This window comes from Brevundimonas sp., from assembly GCF_036677305.1.
Lineage (GTDB): Bacteria > Pseudomonadota > Alphaproteobacteria > Caulobacterales > Caulobacteraceae > Brevundimonas.
In genome coordinates, this window is sequence record NZ_JAKFEB010000154.1 from 1 (window position 1) to 12,138 (window position 12,138).

General features: G+C 69.0%; 12 protein-coding genes and 1 pseudogene. 5 read left to right on the top strand and 8 right to left on the bottom strand.

All coding sequences use genetic code 11. The features are described from left to right. A partial coding sequence (locus V6M42_RS08670) for a putative PEP-binding protein (RefSeq protein WP_332678218.1) occupies positions 1-842 on the top strand: 842 nt, incomplete at its 5' end. A 184-nt stretch (positions 843-1,026) separates the two neighbouring features. Continuing rightward, entirely contained in the window at positions 1,027-1,557 is a 531-nt protein-coding gene (locus tag V6M42_RS08675) for a porin family protein (protein ID WP_332657528.1), read from the top strand. A 76-nt stretch (positions 1,558-1,633) separates the two neighbouring features. Here the strand turns inward: V6M42_RS08675 and V6M42_RS08680 are convergent, their stop codons facing one another. Further along, positions 1,634-1,897, bottom strand: coding sequence for a hypothetical protein (locus V6M42_RS08680; RefSeq protein WP_332657526.1), 264 nt, complete (start codon positions 1,895-1,897; stop codon positions 1,634-1,636). A gap of 129 nt (positions 1,898-2,026) precedes the next feature. On the opposite strand from V6M42_RS08680, the gene V6M42_RS08685 reads away from it, so the two are divergent. Beyond that, complete coding sequence (locus V6M42_RS08685) at positions 2,027-2,509, top strand: hypothetical protein (RefSeq protein WP_332678219.1); 483 nt, start codon at positions 2,027-2,029, stop codon at positions 2,507-2,509. Here V6M42_RS08685 and ychF read toward each other — a convergent pair. The 7 genes and pseudogenes from ychF to V6M42_RS08720 form a co-directional block, all read right to left on the bottom strand. Continuing rightward, complete coding sequence (gene ychF / locus V6M42_RS08690) at positions 2,502-3,596, bottom strand: redox-regulated ATPase YchF (protein WP_332678220.1); 1,095 nt, start codon at positions 3,594-3,596, stop codon at positions 2,502-2,504. The genes V6M42_RS08685 and ychF overlap by 8 nt on opposite strands. A 124-nt stretch (positions 3,597-3,720) precedes the next feature. Then, the gene (locus V6M42_RS08695; RefSeq protein ID WP_332678221.1) at positions 3,721-4,197 is read right to left on the bottom strand and encodes a copper chaperone PCu(A)C; all 477 of its coding nucleotides are present in this window, start codon (positions 4,195-4,197) and stop codon (positions 3,721-3,723) included. A gap of 63 nt (positions 4,198-4,260) precedes the next feature. Beyond that, the gene (gene pth / locus V6M42_RS08700; protein ID WP_332678222.1) at positions 4,261-4,881 is read right to left on the bottom strand and encodes an aminoacyl-tRNA hydrolase; all 621 of its coding nucleotides are present in this window, start codon (positions 4,879-4,881) and stop codon (positions 4,261-4,263) included. A gap of 212 nt (positions 4,882-5,093) precedes the next feature. Next, positions 5,094-5,666: pseudogene (locus V6M42_RS08705) on the bottom strand (50S ribosomal protein L25/general stress protein Ctc); the annotation flags it as partial. A gap of 138 nt (positions 5,667-5,804) precedes the next feature. Beyond that, a complete protein-coding gene (locus tag V6M42_RS08710) occupies positions 5,805-6,890 on the bottom strand; it encodes a hypothetical protein (protein ID WP_332678224.1) in 1,086 nt (361 codons plus the stop codon). 125 nt (positions 6,891-7,015) lie between these two features. After that, on the bottom strand, positions 7,016-8,203 hold the full coding sequence (locus V6M42_RS08715; RefSeq protein WP_332657516.1) for a hypothetical protein: 1,188 nt from the start codon (positions 8,201-8,203) through the stop codon (positions 7,016-7,018). A gap of 70 nt (positions 8,204-8,273) precedes the next feature. After that, on the bottom strand, positions 8,274-9,206 hold the full coding sequence (locus V6M42_RS08720) for a ribose-phosphate pyrophosphokinase (protein WP_332657514.1): 933 nt from the start codon (positions 9,204-9,206) through the stop codon (positions 8,274-8,276). Positions 9,207-9,412: 206 nt separating this feature from the next. Here V6M42_RS08720 and V6M42_RS08725 point away from each other — a divergent pair, with 206 nt between their 5' ends. Together V6M42_RS08725 and recN are read left to right on the top strand one after the other, a co-directional pair. Continuing rightward, positions 9,413-10,270: an outer membrane protein assembly factor BamD gene (locus V6M42_RS08725; RefSeq protein WP_442880943.1), complete on the top strand. Its 858-nt coding sequence runs from the start codon at positions 9,413-9,415 to the stop codon at positions 10,268-10,270. A 144-nt stretch (positions 10,271-10,414) separates the two neighbouring features. Then, on the top strand, positions 10,415-12,115 hold the full coding sequence (gene recN, locus V6M42_RS08730; protein WP_332678225.1) for a DNA repair protein RecN: 1,701 nt from the start codon (positions 10,415-10,417) through the stop codon (positions 12,113-12,115). Positions 12,116-12,138 lie beyond the last annotated feature (23 nt).

Below are 12,138 nucleotides of genomic sequence, written 5' to 3' on the forward strand. Positions count from 1 at the left end.
AGCTGTTCGAGATCATGGCCGGCCTGCCGGTGACGGTGCGCCTGCTCGACCCGCCGCTGCACGAGTTCATCCCCCACACCGAGGCCGAGATCGACGCGCTGGCGGCAGCCCAGGGCCTCGACGCCGCGAAGCTGAAGCGGCGGGCGAAGGAACTGCACGAGACCAACCCCATGCTCGGCCACCGCGGCTGCCGCCTCGGCGTCGCCTATCCCGAGATCTACGAGATGCAGGTCCGCGCCATCCTCGAGGCGGCGTTGGAGGTGAAGAAGACGGCGGCCGAGGCCCCCATCCCCGAGATCATGCACCCGCTGGTCGCCCTCGGGCTGGAGATGAAATACCTGCGCGAACTGACCGACCGCACCGCCGAGGCCGTCTTCGCCGAGGCCGGGGACCGCGTCGAATATCTGGTCGGCACCATGATCGAACTGCCGCGCGCCGCCCTGCGCGCCGCCGACCTGGCCGAGCACGCCGAATTCTTCAGCTTCGGCACCAACGACCTGACCCAGACCACCTTCGGCATCAGCCGCGACGACTCCGGCCGGTTCCTGCAGGCCTATATGGACAAGGGCATCTTCGAGTCCGATCCCTTCGTCCGCCTCGATCAGGAGGGCGTCGGCGACCTGATCCGCATCGCCGCCGAACGCGGCAAGTCCAGGCGCCCCGACATCAAGATGGGCATCTGCGGCGAACACGGCGGCGATCCGTCGTCCATCGCCTTCTGCGAGGAGGTCGGCCTGAACTACGTCAGCTGCTCGCCCTATCGCGTGCCGATCGCGCGTCTGGCGGCGGCCCAGGCCGCCCTGCACGCCAGGGCGGGAACCGAGCGTGAAAAGGACCGCTGATCGATCAGTGTTCGCATTGCCACAAAACTGTCTTGTTTGGTAGAACGCGGTCTGTGCTTCGCTTCACACAGTCGTCACTATGTATCGAAGCGCCTCTGGAACTGGGTTTGCGTCCACCCATTTGTGTCTCCGCTGGATGGGGCCGGTGACCGATGGTCACCACATCTAGAGGATACAAGAAACAATGCGTAACGTTCTTCTCGCCACTGCCGCTCTTACTCTTATCGCCGCACCCGCCATGGCGCAGAGCATCCCCAATCCGCAGGTCAACGGCTCGATCGGCTACACCCAGCTGGACGGCGACGACGCCTCCCTGGGCGCCGTCACCGGCCGCCTGACCGCGAACTTCAACCGCTATGTCGGCGTCGAGGGCGAAGCCTCGTTCGGCGTCGTGGACGACGAGATCACCGTCGCCGGCGTCTCGGGCGACATTTCCCATGAATACGACGCCGCCGCCTATCTGGTCGGCACCCTGCCGATCAATCCGAATTTCGAACTGTTCGGCCGCGTCGGCTACGGCACGACCTCGATCAAGGCTGAAGCCGCCGGCCTGTCGGCCACCGAGGACGGCGAAAGCGTCAACTACGGCGCCGGCGCCAACTACTTCTTCGACGGCCGCAACGGCGTCCGCGCCGACTGGACCCGTCGTGACTTCACCGACGACAACGGCGGCGAACTCGACACCTACGGCCTGAGCTACGTCCGCCGCTTCTAAAGGCTGACGACCTCTGAACGACGAAGGCGCGCCTCCCCGCGGAGGCGCGCCTTTTCGTTGGCCTGGGCTTGATGGATCAGGCGACGCCGGGCTGCAGGGCCCAGCGCATCGACTCCTCGCCGAACGGCTTGAAGAACAGGTCGCGGTATTTCTCGAACACCTCGACGATCCTGTTGGCCAGGTCCTGGGCCACGGTCTCGCCGCGCTGCCGCTTCATCGCCGCCACGCACTGGACCACGTCGCGCTGGTGGGCGGATCCGCCCATGAGCTTGAGCACCGCCGCGATATCCTGCGCCAGCGGGTCCACCTGGGCCGCCCATGGATTGGTGTTCTGAGTCATGCGGGACGCCCCCTTGTTCTCGACACAAGCGAACCGGTCGCAAAATCTTCCCGAGGATGCAAGCGTGGCCGCGAATTCGTGATCGACGCGAAATCGGGAGCCCTCGGCATCGAACGGCGTTTCCGAGCCATGACCCAGCATCGCCTCGTCCCGATCGCCCTTCTCGTTCTCGCCGCCTGCGGTCCCGCCGAGGTCAATCCGCCCACCGATCCCGCCGCGCCCATCAACACGCCCGAGGCCGAGGCGCCGGAGCCGACGCCCCCGCCCGGCGTCGGCGCGATCATGCCCGGATCCGGCCCGCAGACCTTCGTGGGCCTGTGGTCCGCCAGGAGGGCCTGGTGCGCCAATCCGCAGGGCGCCGAGCGGCCCATCGAAATCACCACCACCCGGTTCGAGGGCTATGAGAACAGCTGCGGCATCCTGTCGGTCAGCCAGGTCCGCGACGGCTATGAAGCCGGCCTGGCCTGTTCGGCCGAGGGCCAGACCTCCCGCGAGCGGGTGCGCATGAACGTCCAGGGCGACGCCATGCGGCTGACCTGGCTCAACCGCAACAGCGCGGTGGTCAGTCTGGTGCGCTGCCCGACGCCCGGCGAGGCGAAGCCGGCTAGTTGAACAGGAAGTTCATCACGTCGCCGTCCTTGACGACATAGGCCTTGCCCTCGGCGCGCAGCTTGCCGGCCTCGCGCGCCTTCGCCTCGCCCTTGAGCGCCACGAAGTCGTCGTAGGCGATGGTCTCGGCGCGGATGAAGCCCTTTTCGAAATCCGTATGGATCACGCCGGCCGCCTGCGGGGCCGTGTCGCCGATATGGATCGTCCAGGCGCGCGCCTCTTTCGGCCCGACGGTGAAATAGGACTGCAGCCCCAGCAGGGCGTAGGCCTCGCGGATCAGACGGTTCAGGCCCGGCTCGGCCAGACCGAGGCTTTCGAGGAATTCGGCCTGTTCCTCGGGGTCCAGCACGGCCAGTTCGGAATCGATCTTGGCCGAGATGACGACGGACTTGGCGTTGTCGGCGGCGGCGCGCCGGGCGACGAGGTCCGACAGCTCATTGCCCTTGTCGGCCGAACCCTCGTCGACGTTGGCGACATAGAGGGCGGGCAGGGAGGTCAGCAGCTGCAGCATGTGCCACGCCTTCTCGTCCTCCTTCGACACCTCGACCACGCGGGCGGGCTTGCCGGCGCGCAGCGGGGTCAGGGCCATATTGATCAGGCGCAGGGTGGTCTGGGCCTCCTTGTCGCCGCCCTTGGCCTTCTTCTCGACGTTGACGACGCGCTTCTCGAGGCTTTCGAGGTCGGCCAGCATCAGTTCGGTCTCGATGATCTCGAGGTCCGAGATCGGGTCGATGCGGTTCTCGACGTGGGTGATGTCGTCGTCGACGAAACAGCGGGCCACGAAGGCCACGGCGTCGCAGTCGCGGATATTGGCCAGGAACTGGTTGCCCAGGCCCTCGCCCTTGGACGCGCCGCGCACCAGTCCGGCGATGTCGACGAAGGTGATCCGCGACGGGATGATCTCCTTCGAGCCCGCGATCGCCGCCAGCACGTCGAGACGCGGCTCGGGCACCGCCACGTCGCCGGTGTTCGGCTCGATGGTGCAGAACGGATAGTTGGCGGCCTGGGCCGCCGCCGTCTTGGTCAGGGCGTTGAACAGGGTGGACTTGCCGACGTTGGGCAGGCCGACGATCGCGACTTTGAGAGCCATGGGCTTGGGCGGTTCCAGAAGCCGATCAGCCGGACGGATGCAGGGTCCGTCCGCGAGAGGCGGCAAGTCAGAGGGATGAAGGCGAGCCTTTAGCGGGTCGCGCCGGGTTTGTCAGGTTTGGCGGTCAATGGGCCGCGACGTGGTCGTATTCGCCGGCCGCCGGCTGGGCGACGCGGGCCGTGACCTCGACCGGAGCGGCCGTGGCGAAGGTCAGTTTCAGCGTGACGGTCTCGCCGGTGGTCAGCGGCTCCTCGACGCCCAGCATCATCAGGTGGTTGCCGCCGGGCGCCAGGGGCGTCGCCTGGCCGGCGGCCAGGGGCAGGCCGTCCCGCAGCTGCTGCATCATCATCATATTGCTCTCCATCCGGCTCTCATGGATCTGCACATATTTGGCGCGGGGGCTTTCCACCGAGACCAGCCGGTCCTCGCCGCTGGCCGTCAGCGTCATGTAGCAGCCGGTGGTCTGGCGTCCCTTCGGCGTCGGGCGGCACAGGGCGTCGGCGACCGTGACCGTCGGCGCGCCGGGCGCAGGCGCGCGGTCGCCGGAATTGCAGGCGGCCAGCGCGAGCAGGGACGCGGCGGCGGCGAGGGTGCGGTTCATGGTCGTTCCTTCCGGGTTGGGCGCGGTCTATCGGCGCCGCTGGCCGCGAACAAGGCGGCGCGTCTAGTCGTCGCCCCGTGCAGCCTGACGCGGGCTGAATTTGGGCGCGGGGGCCAGACGCATGACCTCGGCCTGATAGCGCTCGTCGTTCCCGACCAGGGCGAAGGGCAGGGCGTCCGCGACCGCGTTCAGCATGGGCTCCAGCCAGACCTGATCGGCCTTGTGGAAGTCGCTCAGAACATGGCCGTGAACCAGCTGCGGCTCGCCCGGGTGGCCGACGCCCATGCGGCCGCGGCGGAAGTCGGCGCCCAGCTGGCTGATCAGGCTGCGCACGCCGTTCTGACCCGCGGCGCCGCCCCCGGTCTTCATGCGGAAACGCCCGGGCGCCAGATCGATCTCGTCGTGGAAGACGATGACCTGCGACGGCGGGACCTTGTAGAAGCGCGCGGCCTCGCCGACGGCCCGGCCGCTCTCGTTCATATAGGTCTGCGGCTTCATCAGCAGGACCTTGACGGGTCCGTCAGCCGTCTGGACCTCGCCTTCGCGGATCACCGACTGGAATTTCGCCCGCTCGGGTCCGAACGTCCAGCGCGAGGCGATGCCGTCAGCGGCCATGAAGCCGATGTTGTGGCGGTTGCCCTGGTATTTGGGGCCCGGATTGCCCAGGCCGGCGATGATGATCATGGCTCAGGTCCGGACAAGGAAACGGCCCCATCCGTAGCCGGAAGGGGCCGCTTCGCAAAACAGTCGAAGGGAAGGGATCAGCCTTCCGACTTCTCGCCCTCGGCGGCTTCGGCTTCTTCGCCATCGGCCTGTTCGGTGGCGGGGACTTCGTCCGCAGCGGCTTCAGCAGCGGCGGCGACTTCCTCGGCGATGGCTTCCTCGATCTCGTCGGCGGCCTTGGCGGCCGAAGAGGTCTTGATGGAGGCGATCACGAAGTCACGGTCGGTGATGGTCGGCTCGACCTCTTCCGTGCCCTTCAGGTCGGTCCAGCGGATGGTGTCGCCCATCTTGTGGTTGGCCAGGTCGACGATCAGGTCTTCCGGGATGTGATCCGCGCGGACCTTCACCTCGACCGAGTGACGGACGATTTCCAGCGAACCGCCCTGACGGAAGGCTTCGCACTGGTCCTGGTTGATGAAGTGGACGTTCACTTCGATCTTGATGGTCTGCTTTTCGTCGACCCGCATCAGGTCGAAGTGCAGCGGACGGTCGGTGACCGCGTCGAACTGGACATCGCGCGCGATGACCGGCTGCGATTCATTGCCGTACTTCAGGGTCACCAGGTGACCCAGCAGCTTGCCGGTGTAGAGCGACTTGCGGAAGTCGCGCTCGTTCACCGAGATGGCCACGGGGGCCTTGTCGCCGCCGTACAGCACGCCCGGGACCATGCCCGCGCGACGCGCGGCGCGTGCGCCGCCGGTGCCAACGCCATCACGGACGTCCACGTTCAGAATGATCTCGGCCATCGCCTCGCCTCAACAACACAAACGCCGCGCTGACCAGTCAGCCCTCGCGGCGGGGTCAGGGACCCTGAATTCAAGAGCGCGGGTCATTACACGCAAGAACCCCGCGACGCAACAGGCCGCGGACTCCCTTGCGCGGGATCAGCCGCCGTTGTTCAGCGACGCCGTCGCCGCGGTGGACGCGGCGGCGGCCTCGGCGGCGACCGGAGTCTGTTCCGGAGCCCCGCCCGCCACGGCGGTCTGGGGGATCTCCACCGGAACCGGGGTGATGTTCTGGGCCGTGCAGGTGGCCAGGTCGCGGGCCACGTGGCGGCCGACGCAGAACATGTCCTCATAGCTGGGGCGCGAGGCCGCCAGGCACTGGAACAGCATCAGCTTGGACATGTTGAGGCAGAATTCGCTGTTCTGCTCCACGACCAGCGCCTCGGTCTGGGCGCGGGCGTCCTCGCCCCCGGCGCCGAGAGCCGCGAGCGCGGCGACGGCCAGCGAACGGACCACGGCGGCCGTGTAGGGCGGGCCCGAGCGGGCCGGGCCCAGGTCCAGTCCCGTGCCGCTGTTGGCGGCGGCGAACAGGCGGGCCGATTCCTCGGCCGACGGCAGCATCGTCACCGCCGAGAGGGATTTGGCGCCCTCCAGACGGGTCACGCGGTCGGCGATGTGGACGGTGGCCCAGCGGCGGCGGGGGTCGCTGCGGCCCTGGATCGTATAGGCGTCTTCCTCGACGGCCTCGGCGATCAGCATCATCGCGGCCGAATCCTTGCCGATGGTGTCGATGATCAGGCCGGCGGCGGCGTCGGCGCCCGGGAAGGTCGCCGCTGCAGCAGGGTCGGCGAGGATGCGATCGATCATCTGCTGACGCTGGGCGGGATCGACGGCGAAGGTGCGGACGCCCTGCACGAACTCCGGCGACTGCAGCGCCAGGATCGAGCCATAGGCGATCATGCCGCGCGACAGCTGCGCGGGCTCGTAGGAGGCGCCCTTGCGGATCGCGGCCTGGATGGCCTCGGCGCTGTCGAAGCCGGCGTGGATGGTGCCGACCTCGCGCATGAAGGCGACGTAGATGGACGCGGCCTCGGCCACGCCCTCGTTCAGGCTGACGGCGGGCGGCGGCGGGGGAGGGGCCGGCGGCGGAGCGGGTTCCGGCTCGGGCGTGGCGCAACTGGCCAGGATGAAGGCGGCGGCGGCGGCGGCGACCGAAAGGCCGCGGCGCGGATGGGCCATGAACATGCGAAATTCCCCAGAACACGCACGGCGCCTTCGCGGGGCGCCGAAACTCCAAGCCCCTTATAACGCTCCGCGAATTGTTTGCCGATCACTAATCCGCCAGCAGAATCGACGCCGGCCTCCTGCGATCAGCCGCCGGGTGTGCTCCGGACGGGTGCGCCGGCGCCGCTGTTCAACCGCTGGGTCGGCGACATCGTCGTCGGCTGCGGCGCCGTCGGGGCCGCGGACGGGGACGCCGAAGGGGGCGCGGGCGGATCGAACGGCGCGGTCACGATGATCGGGGGACGCGCCTCCACGGCGACGGGACTGGAAACCGTGACCGTCGCGGCGGGCATGGCGGCGCTGCGGGTGCAGGTCGCAAGGTCGCGCACGATGTGGCGGCCCAGGCAGAACATGTCCTCATAGCTGGGCCGCGAGGCGGCGAGGCACTGGTACAGGTTCAGCTTGGACTCGTTCAGGCAGTTCTGGCTGACGCCTTCGGACTGGAGGGCGGCGGTGTTGGCCCGCGCGTCCTCGCCGGCCGCCCCGAGCGCCGCGAGGGCCGCCAGGGCCAGGGCGTTGGTGACCACGGGCGGGTAGGGCGGATCGCGGCGGCGGCCGCTGCTGACGCCCAGGCCCGCGCCGCTGCCGGCGGCGGCGAACAGACGGGCCGACTCGGCCGCCGGCGCCGCCATGGCCTGGACCGACAGGTCCTTGGCGCTCGCCAGACGGGCCTCGCGGTCGACCACATGGGCGATCGCCCATGACCTCCGCCCGTCGGCCTGGGCGGCGTAGGCGTCGTTCTCCACCGAATTGGCGGCCGCGCTCAGGGCGTCGATCTCGCTGTCCAGCGCCGCCATGATCAGGCCCGCCGCCTCCTGCGCGCCGGGCATGTATGAGGCGGCCCGGGGGTCGCGGACGATATCGGCGATCATCTTCTGCCGGCCGGTCGGATTGATTCCGTACTGATTGACGCCGGCGACGAACGCCGGCGACTGCAGGGCCACGATGGAGGCGTAGGCGACCAGGCCGCGGGAAATCTGGCCGGGGTCGTAGGCCGCGCCCTGGCGCAGGGCGGCCTGGATGGCCTCGGGACTCTCGAACCCGCCCCGGATGCCGGCGATGCTGCGGGAGAAGGCGAGATAGACCGCCGCGTCCTGGGCGACGCTCCGGGACAGGTTGATCGGCGGGGGCGTCCGGGCGGCCAGGGCGGCGGCCTCGGCCAGACGCGCGGCTTCCGCTTCAGCTTCGGCCTTGCCCGAGGCGCAACCCGCCAGGACGGCGGCGGCGCACAGGGCGGCCAGTGAAAGGCCGCGGCGCATCATTACCGGACGCATGAAATCTCCTCGAACTGACAGTCGTGGAGCAGAGAACGCGCTCCCGGCCAATTTGAGGCAGGGCGATCCGTCAATCGAACAGTTTGGAGACCGATTCCTCGTTGGCGATCCGCCGGATGGCCTCGCCGATCAGCGGAGCGACCGAGACCGTGCGGATTTTCGGGCAGGTCAAAACTTCGTGGGGCTGTTCGATGGAATCGGTGATGACCAGTTCCTTCAGCGGCCCGTCGGTCACGCGCTGGACCGCCGGTCCCGACAAGACGCCGTGGCTGATATAGGCCGAGACCTCGACCGCGCCCTTGTCCATCAGCGCCTGGGCCGCATTGACCAGGGTGCCGCCCGAATCGACGATGTCGTCGAACAGGATGCAGCGCCGGCCCTCGACGTCGCCGATGATGTTCATCACCTCGCTCTCGCCGGCCTTGGCGCGGCGCTTGTCGACGATGGCCAGGTCCGCATCCAGCCGTTTGGCCAGCGAGCGGGCCCGCACCACGCCGCCGACGTCGGGCGAGACGATCATCAGTTCGCCGCGCGGATAGTTCTCGCGAATGTCCTGCGCCAGCACGGGCGTGGCCAGCAGGTTGTCGGTCGGAATGTCGAAGAAGCCCTGGATCTGGCCGGCGTGCAGATCCATCGTCAGCACCCGGTCGGCGCCCGCCCGGGTGATCAGATTGGCCACCAGCTTGGCCGAGATGGGCGTGCGTCCGCCCGTCTTCCGGTCCTGCCGGGCATAGCCGAAATAGGGCATGACCGCCGTGATCCGCTTGGCCGAGGCGCGCACCAGCGCGTCGGTCATGATCAGCAGCTCCATCAGGTTGTCATTGGCCGGATAGCTGGTCGACTGGAGGATGAAGACGTCCTCGCCGCGGACGTTCTCCTCGATGACCGCGAACACCTCGTTGTCGGCGAACCGCTTCACCTGGGCCTTGGTCAGGGGCATGTCGAGGTGGGTCGCGATCGCCTGGGACAGGGTCCGGTTGGAGTTGCCAGAGAGCAGCTTCATGTCCGGTCATCCTTTCGCCGTCATCGCCGGGCTGAAAATGCCGCCGTGGCGCTGGCGCGCTACATACCAGCGGATGGCCCCGCGGCAAGGCGCAGAGCGTCTTTTTGCAGGTCTTCTTCGTGCATTGGCGCAGACAAGTTCGCTGGTGTAGAGATCGCGTCTCGTTTTCGGGGGCGCCGACGGGTTCGCGCCCGCCGGCTTGCATTTTGAGGTCGTCCTTGCCTGCTTCCAAATTCCGCGCCGGCCTGATCCTGGCCACCGTGGCCGTTTCAGCCCTGACGATCTCGGCTTGTAACCGCGGCGCCAATCGTCCCCGCCTGGCCTATGAGGAGCGCCCGGTCGAGGCCCTCTACAACACCGGCTACCAGCGTCTGCAGAGCAAGCGCTGGGCCGACGCCATCGACTATTTCCAGGAGGTCGAGCGTCAGCATCCGTATTCGGAGTGGTCGCGCCGCGCGATCCTGATGCAGATCTACGCCTACTATCAGAACAATAATTACGCCGAGGCCATCGCCGCCTCGGACCGCTTCATCCAGCTGTTCCCGGGCAATCCGTCGGCCCCGTACGCCTTCTACATGAAGGCCCTGTGCAATTTCGAACAGATCACCGACGTGGGCCGCGACCAGGGCTACGCCCAGGCGGCGCTGGACGGGCTGCGAGATGTGCAGCGCCGCTATCCGGGCACCTCCTACGCCACCGACGCCTCGATCAAGATCGACATGGTCAACGACCAGCTGGCGGGCAAGGAAATGTCGATCGGCCGCTACTACCAGCGCGCCGGCCAGCCGCTGGCGGCGATCAACCGCTACAAGGCGGTGATCGAGAACGAAGCCTATCAGCGCACCTCGCACACGCCCGAGGCCCTCTACCGCCTGGTCGAGGTCAATCTGATGCTGGGCCTGAAGGAAGAGGCGACCCGCAACGGCGCCGTGCTGGGCTTCAACTATCCGGGCAGCCCCTGGTACGCCGAAGCCTACGCCCTGCTGACCGAGGAAGGCCGCCAGCCCGGCGTCACCCCGACCGGCGAGCGCGAAAGCTGGCTGCGCCGGATCATCCCGGGCTGACGTTTCCGATATGTTCCGCTAACCTCGGGCTTTACCCGGGGAGCGAAAGGCCAGCATTCTCCGGCGTCGCCCGAGAGATCGATTCGCTTTGCCTCACCCTGATCCCCGCGCCTTCAGTCCCCTGAACCGAGAGGAAGCGGGCCCGTGCTGACCGCCCTCTCCATCCGCGACATCGTGCTGGTGGACGCGCTCGATCTCGAGGTCGAGGGCGGCCTGACCGTGCTGACCGGCGAAACCGGGGCGGGCAAGTCGATCATTCTGGACGCCCTCGGCCTGGCCCTCGGCGCCCGCGCCGACGCCGGTCTGGTGCGAGCGGGAGCCAGACAGGCCTCGGCCACCGCCGTCTTCACGGCCCCCGACGATCCCGCCCTGCTGGAGATGATCGCCGAGCGCGGCTTCGAGGTCGCGCCGGGCGAGGAGCTGATCCTGCGCCGCACCATCGCCGCGGACGGCCGCAGCCGCGCCTTCGTCAACGACCAGCCCGCCGGCGTCGCCGCCCTGCGCGAGATCGGCCAGGCCCTTGTCGAGGTCCACGGGCAGCACGAGACCGTCGGCCTGCTGGACTGGAAGACCCACCGCGCCCTGCTGGACAACTACGGCGGCCTGCAGCCCCAGCTGGACGGCGTGGCCGGGGCCGCCGAGAAGCTGAAGGCCGCCGAGCGCGCCGTCTCCGACCTCAAGGCCGCCGCCGCCGACGCCGCCGCCCACGCCGAGGAACTGACGCAGAACCTCGCCGAACTGGACGAACTGGACCCCCGCCCCGACGAGGAGACCGAACTGGCCGGCGAACGCGCCATCCTCGGCGCCGCGGAAAAGGCCATCGGCGACCTGGCCGACGCCCGCACCCAGCTGGGCGGGGACAAGCTGTCCCAGAAGCTGTCGGCCGCCCTGCGCGCGGTCGAACACGCGCGCACCCGGGCCGGGCAGGCGGGGACCGATCCCGAACACCCCCTGCTGCAGAAACTGTCCGCCGCCGCCGAGGCCATCGACCGCACCATGGTCGAGGCCGAGGAGGCCATCGCCTGCGTCGACGCCGCCGCCAACGCCTTCGACTTCGAGCCCGGCCGGCTGGACAAGGCCGAGGAGCGGCTGTTCGCCCTGCGCGCCGCCGCCCGCAAGCTGAATGCGTCGGTCGAAAGCCTCCCGGTCCTGCGCGTCCGCTTCCGCGACCAGCTGCGCCTGATCGAGGACGGGGCCGAGGCCATCACCGCCGCCGAACGCGCCGCCTCGGCCGCGCGCGAAGCCTATGACCTCGCCGCCATGCTGCTGACCTCGGCGCGCGAGGCGGCGGCCGAGCGGCTGACGGCCTCGGTGATGACCGAGCTGGGGCCGCTGAAACTGGACCGCGCCCGCTTCCGGGTCGCCTTCGAGCCCGTGGCCGAGGGCCGCCGGGGGCCGCTGGGCGTCGAGACCACCCGTTTCGAGATCGCCACCAACGCCGGAACCGGCTTCGGCCCGCTGGACGCCATCGCCTCGGGCGGCGAACTGGCCCGCTTCGCCCTGGCCATGAAGGCGGCGCTGGCCGGCCGCGAGGACCAGCGCCAGCCGGTGATGATCTTCGACGAGGTCGACCAGGGCGTCGGCGGCGCCGTCGCCTCCGCCGTCGGCGCGCGCCTGCAGCGGCTGTCGACGGGCGCGCAGGTGCTGGTCGTGACCCATAGCCCCCAGGTCGCCGCCCGGGGCCATGCCCACTGGAAGGTCCGCAAGGCGGACGCCGACGGCCTGACCACGACCACGGTGGACACGCTGGACGACGAGGCCCGCCGCGAGGAGATCGCGCGGATGCTGTCGGGCGCGGTGATCACCGACGAGGCGCGGGCGGCGGCGAAGTCGCTGATCGGGTAAGGGGAGCGACGAGACGGGTCGCT